Genomic DNA, 14,640 nt, shown 5'->3' on the forward strand with positions numbered 1-14,640 from the left:
TTGTTTCAGTAAGACGCCCGCCAGTCCTGTTAATCTCAACTATATCGGCTATTCGCATCCGTTTAGCAAGTCTATCAAGTGAGAATATTATATGCTGCATTAGGGTATTGACCTGTTGTGCTATTTCATTTGGATCACTGATATAACATAGGGATGTTGCAAATGAGTGTAGGATACGGGGCCCTTCTTCCCTTATTTTTTCGAGGGTGGTAAAAGGAATGGATATTTTGGATCGGCCTTTCTTTGATATTATTTGGTTGATTAGTTTTTCAAAAAAAGATAGGTGGTTATTTGCCATAAGTTAGATAGTGGTTTGATTTAACATATAGATGCAGTTGTGAGCAATAAAAGATCTCCAATAATAGAATAGTTGGTATGGGCTACTGGATTGATCGCACAACGTGATTCGCTACAATTGCAATTAACTGATAAACAATGTGTCTATCAGTTAATTTGCTGTTAACTGAAACGTTTATACGTAAATACGAAGTATACATCTGCGTTTTTACGCAGCTGACTCGAATAGCGAGTTAGGTAATGAGAGCTTAAAGTTTTCCTTTAATGCCTTCATATCCTTGCTCACTTTGGCCGCAACGATCTTTGCGTAGATCTGTGTTGTTCGTATAGATTTATGGCCCAGCATGGCGCTAACAGTTTCAATGGGAACACCATTAGCGAGGGTAACGGTCGTAGCGAACGTATGGCGGGCTGTATGGGTGGTGAGATTCTTTTTGATGCTGCAAATGTCTGCGACCTCTTTGAGATAACTGTTAAAGCGCTGGTTGCTGTTAATTGGCAGGAGCCGGTTGTTGGCGATACAATACGGGTGGTTCCTATATTTCTGCAGTATTTCTTTAGCAAGCGGTAGTAAGGGCACATTTTCCCGGCACCAGGTCTTTTCTCGGTTTTTTATGATCCAGTCTTCACCATCGAAGAATTTGGCGAGGTGCTCAGGTTCTAATATCAATACGTCCTGGTAGGCGTAACCCGTAAGAGCCATAAATACGTATGCGTCTCTAACTTCTGCCAACCGGGGATTGGTTATGTTTTTATAGTATAACGTGCTGAGCTCTGCCATATCCAGGATGTCCCGCTCAGGATCCACATAGGAACATTTATATCCATGCCATGGATTAATAGCTATCCACTTCCGTTGTGCTGCCAGCTTCAATACTTGCTTTGTGTTTTTAAGGTATTTGGATGCGGTGTTATCTGTTATGCCTTCCGTAAGGGTCAGATAGTCAAAGAAATCTTCGGCACAGGAATAATCAATTTTTTCCAGGGGAATATCAGGCAATTTGAAGATGGCTTTTAAAAATGCTTTCAGTTTATCCTTTGTGGTGTACCACTTTTTAAGCGTAGCCTCAGACTTTTTTCCTGCATCTACTTTTTCTTTGAATTTGGTATTGTGAAATTCAATAGTCTGCAATAATGTTTTCCTCTCTTTGCCAATTCCCTGAAAGGCATTGGCTATCATTCGAGGAGTGACGGTCGGTCCTTCAGCTTTAAGAAGATTATAGTAGCGGATCAGTTCCCCTCTGACATGCAATATATGTTTGTTGATTTCGATGGCCTCTAAGGATTTGCCGGTGACCTCTGCTGCTTTGCGGTTGAATTTCTGGGGGTCTATTTGATATCCCAGGGAAATATCGACCTTGGGGTATCCAGTAATAATTATGCGCGCTGTTATGGCCGGTAACGATCCAGGATTTTTGTCGTACTTCCTCAGCCAGAATGAAATTGCTAACTCTTGACTCACTTTCATGGCGAATGTGTTTTTTGGTTACTTTTTTGCGTTTGGTTTGGTGTTGTTTGGTTTGTTTTAATTCTTTAAACGCATTATGGGTAAGCCTTTCGGAGAAAAAAGGTGACGTAAAAATAGGTTAGAGTCACGTCACCTTTTTCGCGACCATTTAGATTGGTTTGGGGTGGTTTAGCTTTATATGCTAAAAATAGAAAAGCCGCGTAAATCCTGCGATTTATGCGGCTTTGATACTGTATAACTTTGTTCTCGTGATCCCGCTGGGACTCGAACCCAGGACCCATACATTAAAAGTGTATTGCTCTACCAACTGAGCTACGGAATCCTCACCTACATCAAATCTTTTCTCTGTAAGCGGGTGCAAAAATAGCCATATTTCTATTCCAAACAAGTTTTTGTCTAAAAAAGTTATTCCCATTCCCCCAAACCCGCTACAGCAAAGTATTCCAACCCACCACCCCCAAAACCCGTGTATAACAAAATTACGGCGCCTCCTCTCCTTCCACTACTTTTGCACCCGCAAAAAAGCAAAAACTTATGTTCAAAAACCAGGTGGCTGTTATAACAGGTGGATCTTCCGGTATCGGCAAAGCGCTTGCCTTCGCATTCCTCCGCACGGGCGCTAAAGTCGCTATCTGCGGCAGGAACAAGGAAACCCTTGACGCCCTCAAAAATCAACCAGGAACAGACAACCTATTCACCTTCATCGCAGACGTGAGTAAAGAAGAAGACTGCAAAGCCTTTATCGATGCCTCCCTTCAGCGCTTCGGCCAGATCAACATCCTGGTGAACAATGCAGGTATGTCAATGCGCGCTTTGTTCAAGGATGCCGATTTAAAGGTGCTAAAAACACTGATAGACGTTAACTTCTGGGGTACCGTCTACTGCACTAAATTCGCCTTACCCGCTATCCTTGCCACCAAAGGTACTGTTGTGGGCATCTCTTCCATTGCCGGCTACCGCGGTCTGCCGGCGCGTACCGGTTATTCCGCTTCCAAGTTCGCCATGCAGGGCTTCCTCGAGGCACTGCGCACGGAAAATCTGCATACAGGCGTTAACGTCATGTGGGTATGCCCTGGTTTTACGGAATCCAATATACGCAATACCGCCCTGGACCAGCATGGCCAGTCGCAGAAAGAAACGCCGCTGGATGAAAGTAAGCTGATGACGGCCGCTGAAGTGGCCCGCCATACCCTCACCGCCATTGCCAAACGCAAGCGCCAGCTGGTGCTCACACGCACAGGCAAGCTGGCGGTGCTACTTAACCGCTTTATGCCGGGTCTGGCGGATAAGATGGTATTCAACGTGTTCCGGAAAGAGCCTGATTCGCCGCTAAAGTAGGTCCACAACCAGCGATTTAACTACACAGCATATTACCAGCCAGCCTGAAACTGCCCGCTGTAAACTGTTGCAGAATAATCGCCAACTCACTTTTTTTACTTTTCTTTGCACTTAAATTTCGTTTAAGCCCCACCTGGCACTATTTTGGGAATGTTCGCCCGGTCGGGATAAGGAGCCGCATCCACTTTTTACATGTCCATCATTACGCTAACATCAGACATCGGTTATCAGGACTACCTCGTGGGGGCCATTAAAGGCCTCCTCTGGCAGGATTGTCCCAATTGCCATGTAGCGGACATTACCCATCACATCTCCCCGTTTAACCTCCCGCAGGCTACGTATATCTGTAAAAGTGCCTTTGCCTGGTACCCGGCCGGTACTTTTCATATGGTGCTTATTAACCTGTTTGATAAAAAAGCGGATCATGTATTGCTGGCGGAATGGAACGGACAATATATCGGTTGTGCGGATAACGGCCTTATTACCATGATCACCGGCGGCCAGGCCACCCAGGTGCGTAAGCTGCCCCTGGATACTACCCAGCCCAAAAACACCTTTACCATCATCAAATGTTTCAGCCAGGCATTGCAGACCTTACAGGCCGGCCAGCCCCTGGAGCAGATTGGGATGCCGGCTACAGATATCACCATTAAGAATAATCTGCAGCCCCTTACCGGTCATGACTATATCGAAGGGCAGATCATCCACATCGATAACTTTGAGAATGTGGTGGTTAACATTACCCGCGAGCAGTTCAATACCCACCGCGGGAACCGCAAGTTCCGGATCTTTTTCCGTCGGGATGAGGTCATTAACCAGGTCTCAGAGACCTATGCCGATGTACCGGAAGGTCATAAACTGGCCTTGTTTAACGCCGCCGGCTATCTCGAGATTGCCATTAATAAGGGCAATGCCGCCGGTCTGTTCGGTCTCCAGAGCTTCCACCGTGATCAGCTTACCCAACCCTCCGGCTACCAGAACCTGTCTTTTTACCAAACGGTCCGGATCATCTTTGAATGATCACCGGCCGGGTAGGCCCTTCCCCAAAATGTTTCCTGCCTCCCTCCCTGGCCAAATTGCCACCCTCACAGCGCCTCATTGTACCAAAACAGCATCAAAACTGCATTGACATTGCTATAACATTGCTATGACATTGCTATGAAAGGTTATTGCAACCCTATTGCAACGTTACTGAAACGTTACTGCAACGTTACTCCCCCCAAGGCTTGCGGGGTATATCCACATTGATCAGAATTTGCCAAAAAAGCGTTAAAATCTTCTTCCGGCAACCCATAAACCCGGCAAATCCCCTCTCGCCTAAATCCTAACAGCTTAAGAAAAAATTAAAACTGTTTACCGAAATACCATAATTTGCTACTTTTTCTATTTTTGTCGGACTTTAAACCCAACGTATGAATTTTAAAAGGACGAATAACATTGTAGGCTGGGTCATTTGCATTATTGCCTGCATTGTGTATATCATGACAATGGAAGCCACCGGCAGCTTATGGGACTGCGGTGAGTTCATTTCCAGCGTTTACAAAGTGCAGGTACCTCACCCGCCCGGCGCTCCATTGTTCGTGTTGCTTGGACGACTGTTCACCATGTTCCTGAGCCCCTCTCAAGCCGCATTAGGCGTAAACCTGATGTCTGCCCTCTCTAGTGGTTTCACGATCCTTTTCCTCTTCTGGACCATTACCCACTTTGCCCGCCGCATCATGGTATCTGCCGGCGAAGTGATCAGCCGTGAAAAGATGATCGCCATCATGGGCGCCGGTGTAGTAGGCGCACTGGCCTATACCTTCTCCGACTCTTTTTGGTTCTCTGCAGTAGAGGGCGAAGTATACGCCATGTCCTCCCTGTTCACCGCCCTGGTATTCTGGGCCATCCTGAAATGGGAACATGAGGCAGACGAGCCCTATGCCGACCGCTGGATCGTATTCATCGCTTTTATGATGGGCCTTTCTATTGGCGTGCACTTGCTGAACCTGCTCACCATTCCCGCCATGGTAATGGTATACTACTTCAAACGTTATAAAGTTACGCCCTGGGGTACCTTCTGGGCGTTTGTTATAGGTTGCGGCCTCACCGGCCTGGTACAGAAATTCGTGATCCAGGATACGATCAAAGCCTCCGGCTATATGGACGTATTCTTCGTGAATTCCCTGCACATGCCGTTCTTCTCCGGTTTTGCCTTCTATTTTATTGCCTTAGTGGCCGTATTGATATATGGTTACAGGAAACCGAAACTGGGGCTGTACGCGCCGCTGATCCTCATCGCTTCTGTGATCGTTATCCCCGCCTTTAATAATGACGGTGGCGGAATGATCTTCTTTAAGCTGATAATAGCCGCCGCGGTGCTCTTCATCCCTTATTTCATGAAGCTGGCCAATATAAAGCCTACTTCCTCCAGCGCTGATCACTATATCCGTCTTACGATCTCCTGTATCCTGTTCCTGTTACTGGGTTACTCCACTTATATTACCACCATGGTGCGCTCTACCGCCAACCCTTCCGTGGATATGTATAATGTGGACAATCCCATTTCACTGGTTGGTTACCTGGGCCGTGAGCAGTACGGGGATTTCCCGCTGGTATATGGCCAGGTGTTCACCGCCCGTCCTACTGAGTACAAAGAAACCGGTAACGTATATGCCCGTGGCAAGGATAAATATGAGGTGGCCGGCAAAAAAGTAGAGCCGGTATACGCCCCGGAAGATAAAATGCTGTTCCCCCGCGTATGGGACGCCAGCAACGACCAGGGCCATGCGGACTACTACCGTATTTACCTGGGCCTGCAACAGGGCGAGAAACCGTCCTTTGCGGATAACATCAAGTTCTTCCTGGGTTACCAGGTGAATTTTATGTACTTCCGCTACTTCATGTGGAACTTCGTGGGTAAACAGAATGATACCCAGGGCTATGGCAATGTACGCGATGGCAACTGGGTCTCTGGCATTCCCATTGTCGATAATGTCCTTTACGGCGACCAGTCCACCATGCCGGACAGCCTTAAAGAGAACAAGGCCCATAACCGCCTGTTCTTCCTGCCGCTGATCCTGGGCATCCTTGGTCTCCTTTATCATTATAAGAAACACCGCAGGGATAGCCTCATCGTAGGCCTGCTCTTCTTCTTTACCGGCTTCGCGATCGTAATATACCTGAACCAGGCCGGTAACCAGCCCCGCGAACGTGACTATGCCTACGTTGGCTCCTTCTACGCCTTTGCGGTTTGGATAGGTCTGGGGGTACTGTCCCTTTATGACATCTTAAAGAAGCAGATGAAGGGATCCGTCATAGCTGCGCCCCTGTCTGCAGTGATCTGTATCCTGGCGGTACCTGTGCTGATGGGCTTCCAGGAATGGGATGATCACGACCGTTCCACCAAGACCGTTGCCCGTGACGTAGCCAAGGATTACCTCGAGTCCTGCGCGCCTAACGCCATCCTCTTTACCGTAGGCGATAACGATACCTACCCGCTGTGGTATGCGCAGGAAGTGGAAAATATCCGTCCGGATGTGCGCGTGATCAACCTCAGCCTCCTGGGTGTGGACTGGTATATCGATCAGCAGCGTCAGAAAGTGAACAACAGCGATCCTGTTCCCATGACCTGGAGCGCGGACAAATACCGTGGAGAGAACCGCAACTACATCCGCTTCTACGACGCCGGCGTTTTCCCGCAGGATAAATTCTATAACCTGAAGGAAGTGATGGGCTTCATGGCTTCTGACGATCCCCGCGCTAAACTGTCTACTACAGATGGTAGCCAGGAGAACTTCCTGCCCACACAGAAACTGTTCATCCCGGTGAACGTAGCACAGGTAATTAAAAGTGGTGTGGTAGATGTGACAGATACCGCCAAGGTAATGTCCCAGCTGCCCTTCCAGATCTCCAAAAGTTACCTGCTGAAGAATGACCTGGCAGTATATGACATCATTGCGGCCAACGACTGGAAACGTCCTATCTACTTTACAAGTCCTACGGACCTGGGTATCAATGATTACCTGCAGATGGACGGCCTCACCTACCGCCTGGTGCCCATACACAAGGAACCTAACAATGATATGCTGGGTGCGGACTTTAACGTGAATAAGGAAGTAATGTACAAGAACCTGATGACGAAGTTCGCCTTTGGCGGCGCTGAGAAAAACGGCACCTACTTTGACGAGCCTAACAGGAAACTGCTCCAGTACCTCCGTAACGCATATACCCGCTTAGGTACCACCCTGGCCCAGGACGGCGAAAAAGACACCGCCCTGATAGTGCTGAACAAGGCAGATAAAGGCCTGCTGGAAGCCAATTTCCCGTACGCCATGACATCGCCCAATAACATGCACAACTATAGCTCCCTGCAAACCGCCTACGCCTACTACCTGGCCGGCGACATTAAAAAAGCAGACGAGATAGCCGGTAAGATCACTCGCGATTGCCAGCAACAGCTGCAATACTACCGTGGCCTGCCGCCGTCCAGGTTGAGCAACGACCTTCAGCACGATGGTCAGCTGGCAGAACAGTTCATTTCCCTGCTGCAGCGCATGAAGAACGACTTCAGCGGCGACAGCACCAAACAAAGGGAACTGCCTGCCAATATGAATACCGGTCCGGACTCCCCTAAAGGTCCAGCCGATTCCGGTAAATAAATTGTAATACCATCTATAACATAAAAAAGGTGATGAAAGCGTACTTTCATCACCTTTTTTTATGATACTAATCACGACCAAGCAAATCTCCGCTTCATTCGTAATTTGTAATTCGTAATTACAGCTTGCTGACCTGGTCCCACCAGAACGCAGCGCTGGCCTTTACATCCGGTACGCTGTTATCCCAATGATACTCATATTCAGCGGAGAATGGCCCTTTAAAATGCTGTCTTTTCAGCTCTTTTAACACGCCCGGGATGTTGCTTACCCCATTGCCCCACACCACATCATGCGCTTCCGGTGATTTTTCGTTCATATCTTTTATATGGAGGCTCATTACATGCCCCTGCAGCTTCCGGATGCACTCCACCGGATCCAGTCCGGAACGTACCCAGTGACCAATATCCGCACAGGCGCCAAACAGCGGGCTTCTGCCCTTTATTGCCGTCAGCACGCTATCCGGGTGCCAGTAATGGCTGGGACGCGGGTGATCATGGATGGCTACTTTGATCTGGTATTTGTCACACAGTTTGGAGATCAGGTCCCAATGTTCATTCTTAGGCTCTGCGGTGATCACCAGTATCCCCATATCCTTGGCAAAGTCAAACACCTGCTGCCATTCAGTTTCATTGTTGGGAGATACCACCCCGTATGCCACCAGTGTTTTATGTTTCTTTTTTAACAAAGCTTTTACCTGGTCACGGGTAGCGGCGTCCATCTTGAAATCCGTTGTACCCTCAATACCGCCGCCTATCTTTTGGCCGGGGTAACACTCCACATACTGTAATCCGCAGCTATCCAGCTTATCCAGCGTTTGCGCCAGGGTAAAACGGTTAAAGGTATAGGCCTGCGCGCCCAATTTCCAGCCCATATCATCCGCCTTGGCACGGCCTTTTCCCTGGGCATTCGCCGGCTGCCATGCGGCAGCGGTAGCCGTCAGGGCCCCGGCCAGCAAAAAGGCATTCATCAGTTTTTGCATCTTTCTAGGTTTTTAGTTAGATAGTTGAAGATCAACATCGATCAGCAGGAAAAATAATCGCTTTTACCGAAGAATGCAAACCGCCCACCACAAACCGGCCCGCCCCTGCTTATCCCTGCCAGTACGCCACCGGCCCCTTAAGGCTGCCACCCCGGACACCCCATCTATCAATTGATAAGTTTTTTCAGTAATTTTATTCTGGGAGACGCATTAAAACACGGAAAAAGAATGCTTAACTAAAAATCAGTGAACGGCAGTACGCGCAATGTCTACCACGGAAACCATTGATGCATTATCCTGGAAACCGTTGTAATGCAACGCCTTACCACCATTACGAAACAAAGGATGAAACAATAATCAGATGAGAGGAACACAATTTTCCAGGTTTGTGCCTGGTGAGGATGACAAATCGCCCTTTGAGAAGCTGCTGAACCTTTTTACCCAGCTACTTACTTATACCAGTGGCGATGTTTCGGAGGCCCTGCAATGGCTCACAGAACTGGATAAAGAATATAACCTGACCAACGAGGAGTACGGTATAGGCGATTTTATACAGGAGCTCAGGGACAAAGGCTATATCCGGGAAAATGAAGAGAACGGCCAGATCAGCATCACCGCCAAGACCGAACAGGATATACGCAAAAAAGCCCTCGAGGAGATCTTCGGCAAACTCAAGAAATCTAACGTAGGCGACCATAATATCCGCAAATCCGGCCAGGGCGACGAGCTCAACGCCGATACCCGCGCCTACCAGTTCGGCGACCCGCTGGAACAGATAGACGTCACCGCTTCCCTCCGCAATGCCCAGATCAATCATGGTATCGAATCCTTCTCCATTAACCAGGACGACCTGGAGATCAAGGAGACAGATTTCAAAACGCAGACTTCCACTGCGCTTATGATCGATATTTCGCATTCCATGATCCTGTACGGAGAGGACCGCATTACGCCCGCCAAAAAAGTGGCCATGGCCCTCAGTGAGCTGATCACTACCCGCTATCCCAAGGATACGCTGGATATCATCGTGTTTGGCAACGATGCCTGGCAGATAGAGATCAAAGACCTGCCCTACCTGCAGGTAGGCCCCTTCCATACCAATACGGTAGCCGGCCTGGAGCTGGCCATGGATATACTGCGCCGCCGCCGTAATCCTAACAAGCAGATCTTTATGATCACGGATGGTAAGCCCACCTGCCTTAAAGACGGCAAGCAGTACTATAAAAACAGCTTTGGCCTGGACCGCAAGATCCTGAACCGCACGCTCAACCTCGCCGCTCAGTGCAAAAAGCTGAAGATACCTATCACCACCTTTATGGTAGCCACTGACCCGTGGCTCCAGAAATTTGTAACAGAATTCACGGAAACCAATAACGGTAAAGCCTTCTTCTCCGGCACCGATAAGCTGGGACAGTTCCTGTTCTACGATTTTGAAAGCGGGAAGAAAAAGCTACTGTAAACTTTAGAGCACAATCATTCATTAGATTAATTAAGCACATGAACACGAACATAAGAACGCTGGGAGAACTGAAAAAGAGCGGCTATAAACCTAAGTCGGTAAAAGAAGAGATCAGGCAGAACCTCATTCGCAAACTGCAACAGAAAGAAACTACCTTCCCCGGTATCATCGGTTATGACGATACCGTAATACCAGATACAGAACGGGCCCTGCTATCACGCCACAACATCCTTTTCCTGGGGCTGCGCGGCCAGGCAAAGACCCGTATGGCCCGCCAGATGATAGAGCTGCTGGATGAGTACATCCCCATCGTGGATGGCTCTGAAGTGAACGATAGCCCATTTGAGCCCCTCTCCCGCTATGCGCGCGACCTGGTGGCAGAAATGGGCGATCTTACTCCCATCACCTGGCTGTCCCGCGAGGCCCGCTACGGCGAAAAGCTGGCTACGCCCGATGTGTCCGTTGCCGATCTGATCGGTGATATTGACCCCATCAAAGCGGCCAACCTTAAGCTGAACTATGCCGATGAGCGCGTGATCCATTTTGGTATCATTCCCCGCTCCAACCGCGGCATTTTTGTGATCAATGAGCTGCCGGACCTCCAGGCCCGTATACAGGTGGCGCTGTTCAATATCCTCCAGGAAGGCGATATCCAGATCAGGGGCTTCAAAGTACGTATGCCGCTTGATATCCTGTTTGTATTTACAGCCAACCCGGAAGATTACACGAACCGTGGCGCCATCGTTACACCGCTGAAGGACCGTATCGAAAGCCAGATCGTGACCCACTATCCAAAGAACGTGGAGAACTCCCTGCTGATCACAGAACAGGAAGCAGACGTACATACCGATCAGAAAGGCCGGATCCACCTGGCAGATCTTATCAAACGCCTCATTGAGCAGGTAGCTTTCGAAGCCCGCAACAGCGAGTATGTAGATAAGAAAAGCGGCGTTTCCGCCCGTTTGACCATTGCGGCCTATGAGAATGCAGTAAGCGCCGGCGAGCGCAGGGCCATCCTGAACAAGGAAAAAGAGACCCATGTGCGCATCTCCGACCTCCAGGGCATTGTACCGGCCATTACCGGTAAAATAGAGCTGGTATACGAAGGGGAACAGGAAGGCCCCCTGCAGGTAGCTTTTAACCTGCTGGATAAAGCCATGCGTACCCTTTTCGCCAACTACTTCCCTAACCCGGATAGTTTCAAAAAACGCAAGCAGAGCGCGGCAGCCGCACAGGAAAACCCTTACCGCACCATTATCCAGTGGTTCGATAAAGGCAATACCGTGCACCTCATGCAGGATGTAAGCGATAAACAATATGAAACCTCCCTCCAGAAAGTAGAAGGCCTGAAAGACCTGATCAAGACCAAATTCCCCCACGGCAACAATAAGGAACAGCTGCTGCTGATGGAATTTGTGCTGCATGGCCTGGCCGCCTATTCGCTGATCAGCAAAAAACAGGTGGAGAACGAGACCCGTTTCAGCGATCTGCTGGGCACCATGATGAACTTCAGCATGGGCAACGAAGAACAGGAAGAAGACACTTTTTAATGACTGATAAGTAACAAGATGTTAGCTGACGGTTTCAACGCGGTCAGCTAACATCTTTTCTTTTTGGGAGCCCCTCCCATTTGCACATTTGCACATCCGCACATTTTTATTATCTTGTTTATCGTTCCACGCGTTAACACAACTAACAACTAATAAAACCTTATTCTCACCGTTATGACTCATTCCAGAAGACACTTCATCCGGTCCGCCTCTACCCTGATGGCCGCCGCCGCCGTGCCCAATGCATTGCATGCAATACCCAGACTCGTATCACCCAGTGATCGCCTCAATGTTGCCGCCATCGGCATCAATGGCATGGGCTGGTCCGATCTGACCGCCATGATCAAAAACCCGGAAGTACAGTGCGTAGCACTGTGCGATGTAGACAAAAATGTATTGGATAAACGGGTAGCCGAGCTGGCCCAGAAAGGCATAAAGGTAAAAGCGTATAGCGACTACCGTAAACTGCTGGAGGATAAAGATATTGACGCCGTTATCATTGGCACGCCGGACCACTGGCACTGTCTGGCCATGACCGATGCCTGCGCCGCCGGCAAAGACGTGTATGTAGAAAAACCCATCGGCAACTCCATAGAGGAATGCCATATCATGGTAGCTGCGCAGGAGCGGCACAAAAAGGCTGTACAGGTAGGCCAGTGGCAACGCAGCCAGCAGCACTTTAAAGACGCCATAGATTTTGTTTACTCTGGTAAGCTGGGCCAGATCCGCCTGTCAAAAGCATGGGCCTACCAGGGTTGGATGAAATCTATCCCTAAAAAACCAGACAGCGCCCCCCCTCCCGGCGTGGATTACGCCATGTGGCTGGGCCCTGCGGAAAAGCGTGCATTCAACCCTAATCGTTTCCACTTCAATTTCCGCTGGTATTGGGATTATGCAGGCGGCCTTATGACAGACTGGGGCGTGCACCTGCTGGATTATGCGCTGCTGGGCATGAAAGCCAGCAATCCCCGCTCTATTATGGCGGCAGGCGGTAAGTTCGCCTACCCGGATGATGCGGCAGAAACACCGGATACCCTGACCACGGTATACGAATTCGACAACTTCAATATTCAATGGGAACATGCTACCGGTATCGATGGCGGCCCTTATGGCCGTGATCATGGCATCGCCTTCATTGGCAACAACGGCACCCTGGTAGTGGATCGCGGCGGCTGGGAAGTGATCCCCGAAAAGGACAAGATGGAGGCCGTGCCCCGCAAACCCAAAGTGGATAATGGCCTGGACCTGCATACCAAAAACTTTGTGGAGGTGGTGAAGTCCCGCAATTTTGCAGACCTGCATACGCCCATCCAGGCTGGCGCCAATGTCGCTATCAATGCGCAGATGGGCAATATCGCCTTCAAAACCGGCCAGAAGATCCACTGGGACGCTGCTGCCGGCCGCTTCAAGGAATCAGAGGCTAACAAATATTTGGCCGCCACCTATCACAATGGCTATCAATTACCGAAATAATGCACATCCGCATATTAACTCATTAGCACATTAGCATATCAGCACATTAACTCATTAACTCATGCGTAGCACAATTCTTGCACTCTCCGCCTGTACGCTCTTTACAATAACCGCACAAGCACAACAGAGTATGAAACCGGAAGAAACAGAAGTATGGGAACCCGTGCCCAAAGTGGTAACACCCGGCACATCCACCAACACCGCTCCTGGCGATGCCATCAAACTATTCGACGGCAGTAACCTGGATCAATGGGAAGCGGAAAAAGGCGGCCCTGCCAAATGGGAAGTGAAAGATGGAATTTTAACGGTAGTAAAAGGCGCCGGCGTGATCCAGACCAAACAACATTTCGAAGACTACCAGCTGCATGTAGAATGGCGCACCCCTTCCAAAGTAGTAGGCGAAAGCCAGGGCCGCGGCAACAGCGGCATCTTTATGCAGGGCCTCTATGAGCTGCAGGTGCTGGATAACTATAATAACCGTACCTACTCCAACGGGCAGGCGGGCAGCTTTTATAAACAGAAGATCCCTTTGGTGAATGTGTGTAAACAACCCGGTGAGTGGCAAACTTATGATGTGATCTGGACGGCGCCGCGTTTTAATGCAGATGGTTCGCTGAAATCGCCGGCACGCGCTACCGTGCTGCAGAATGGGGTATTGGTGCAAAATAATGTAGAACTGGAAGGACCTACCCTCTATATCGGGAAGCCGGCTTACAAACAACATGGCCCAGGCCCTATTACATTGCAGGACCATGGTAATCCGGTAAGCTACCGGAATATATGGATCAGGACCCTATAATCCGTCCTCTTCCAGCGTCATAGACAGGTATACCGCGTTGCTGATAGGATTGTCGTAATAAGCGGCAATAGGCTGAAATCCCAGCGCGGTATACAGGTCTATCGCAGGCCGCATATGCGCCAGCGTATCCAGCAGCATACGATGATAACCCAGCTCCTTACCCGCCTCAATGGCTTTACCAGCCAGCTTTTTACCAACACCATGGCCTTTATAGGCATCGCGTACGAATAAACGCTTCATCTCGCAGGTGGTATTGTCAAAACGGCGTACGGCCACGCAGCCTGCCGGATGCCCATCCATTTTAGCCATAAATAACGCGCCTTCCGGTGCGGCATAATTCTCTGGTAACGCCAGCATCTCCTCCTCAAAACGCTGAAAGCTCAGGTCTACGCTCAGCCATGCCGCATACTCGCGGAAAAGGGCTTTCACCTGCTCCAGTTCTTCAGCGCTGCTCTTGTTAGTTATTTGAATGATCTCAAGCATACTCTTTATTTTGGGTTGTGCCTGTAACGCAAAAAGCCTCCTGAGTTTCAGAAGGCTTTTTATCCGGTGAGGTATCGAGCGGATTCGAACCGCTGTACGAGGTTTTGCAGACCTCTGCCTAGCCACTCGGCCACGATACCATTCCTTGTTTTTTGAT

10 protein-coding genes and 2 tRNA genes are annotated in these 14,640 nt (G+C 49.4%); 7 read left to right on the top strand and 5 right to left on the bottom strand.

Annotated elements, in window-relative coordinates; translation table 11 throughout:
• Nucleotides 1-505 precede the first annotated feature (505 nt).
• Both F0L74_RS23205 and F0L74_RS23210 read right to left on the bottom strand, forming a co-directional pair.
• Entirely contained in the window at nucleotides 506-1,765 is a 1,260-nt protein-coding gene (locus F0L74_RS23205) for a site-specific integrase (protein ID WP_149840300.1), read from the bottom strand.
• Between the two features lie 249 nt (nucleotides 1,766-2,014).
• Nucleotides 2,015-2,087: transfer RNA gene (locus F0L74_RS23210), tRNA-Lys, on the bottom strand.
• Nucleotides 2,088-2,299: 212 nt separating this feature from the next.
• Between F0L74_RS23210 and F0L74_RS23215 the strand changes: the two genes are divergently transcribed.
• The 3 genes from F0L74_RS23215 to F0L74_RS23225 all read left to right on the top strand — a co-directional run bounded on the left by F0L74_RS23215 (nucleotide 2,300) and on the right by F0L74_RS23225 (nucleotide 7,743).
• A complete protein-coding gene (locus tag F0L74_RS23215; protein ID WP_149840301.1) occupies nucleotides 2,300-3,103 on the top strand; it encodes an SDR family oxidoreductase in 804 nt (267 codons plus the stop codon).
• A gap of 192 nt (nucleotides 3,104-3,295) precedes the next feature.
• On the top strand, nucleotides 3,296-4,123 hold the full coding sequence (locus F0L74_RS23220) for an SAM hydrolase/SAM-dependent halogenase family protein (RefSeq protein ID WP_149840302.1): 828 nt from the start codon (nucleotides 3,296-3,298) through the stop codon (nucleotides 4,121-4,123).
• Between the two features lie 392 nt (nucleotides 4,124-4,515).
• Nucleotides 4,516-7,743, top strand: a complete 3,228-nt coding sequence (locus F0L74_RS23225; protein ID WP_149840303.1) for a glycosyltransferase family 117 protein — start codon at nucleotides 4,516-4,518, stop codon at nucleotides 7,741-7,743.
• A 118-nt stretch (nucleotides 7,744-7,861) separates the two neighbouring features.
• Here F0L74_RS23225 and F0L74_RS23230 read toward each other — a convergent pair whose 3' ends face one another.
• On the bottom strand, nucleotides 7,862-8,722 hold the full coding sequence (locus F0L74_RS23230; RefSeq protein WP_149840304.1) for a sugar phosphate isomerase/epimerase family protein: 861 nt from the start codon (nucleotides 8,720-8,722) through the stop codon (nucleotides 7,862-7,864).
• A gap of 361 nt (nucleotides 8,723-9,083) precedes the next feature.
• Here F0L74_RS23230 and F0L74_RS23235 point away from each other — a divergent pair, with 361 nt between their 5' ends.
• From F0L74_RS23235 to F0L74_RS23250, 4 genes are all read left to right on the top strand, one after another.
• Nucleotides 9,084-10,178, top strand: coding sequence for a vWA domain-containing protein (locus tag F0L74_RS23235; RefSeq protein WP_149840305.1), 1,095 nt, complete (start codon nucleotides 9,084-9,086; stop codon nucleotides 10,176-10,178).
• A gap of 38 nt (nucleotides 10,179-10,216) precedes the next feature.
• On the top strand, nucleotides 10,217-11,728 hold the full coding sequence (locus F0L74_RS23240; RefSeq protein WP_149840306.1) for a magnesium chelatase ATPase subunit I: 1,512 nt from the start codon (nucleotides 10,217-10,219) through the stop codon (nucleotides 11,726-11,728).
• 174 nt (nucleotides 11,729-11,902) lie between these two features.
• On the top strand, nucleotides 11,903-13,201 hold the full coding sequence (locus F0L74_RS23245; protein WP_149840307.1) for a Gfo/Idh/MocA family protein: 1,299 nt from the start codon (nucleotides 11,903-11,905) through the stop codon (nucleotides 13,199-13,201).
• Nucleotides 13,202-13,262: 61 nt separating this feature from the next.
• Nucleotides 13,263-14,000, top strand: a complete 738-nt coding sequence (locus F0L74_RS23250; RefSeq protein ID WP_149840308.1) for a 3-keto-disaccharide hydrolase — start codon at nucleotides 13,263-13,265, stop codon at nucleotides 13,998-14,000.
• Here F0L74_RS23250 and F0L74_RS23255 read toward each other — a convergent pair.
• Entirely contained in the window at nucleotides 13,995-14,483 is a 489-nt protein-coding gene (locus F0L74_RS23255) for a GNAT family N-acetyltransferase (protein WP_149840309.1), read from the bottom strand. The two genes, F0L74_RS23250 and F0L74_RS23255, sit on opposite strands and share 6 nt — an antisense overlap.
• 69 nt (nucleotides 14,484-14,552) lie before the next feature.
• A tRNA-Cys gene (locus tag F0L74_RS23260) sits at nucleotides 14,553-14,623 on the bottom strand.
• Between the last annotated feature and the right edge of the window lie 17 nt (nucleotides 14,624-14,640).

Origin of the sequence: Chitinophaga agrisoli (assembly GCF_008386695.1) — a bacterium.
In the GTDB taxonomy this organism is placed as follows: domain Bacteria; phylum Bacteroidota; class Bacteroidia; order Chitinophagales; family Chitinophagaceae; genus Chitinophaga; species Chitinophaga agrisoli.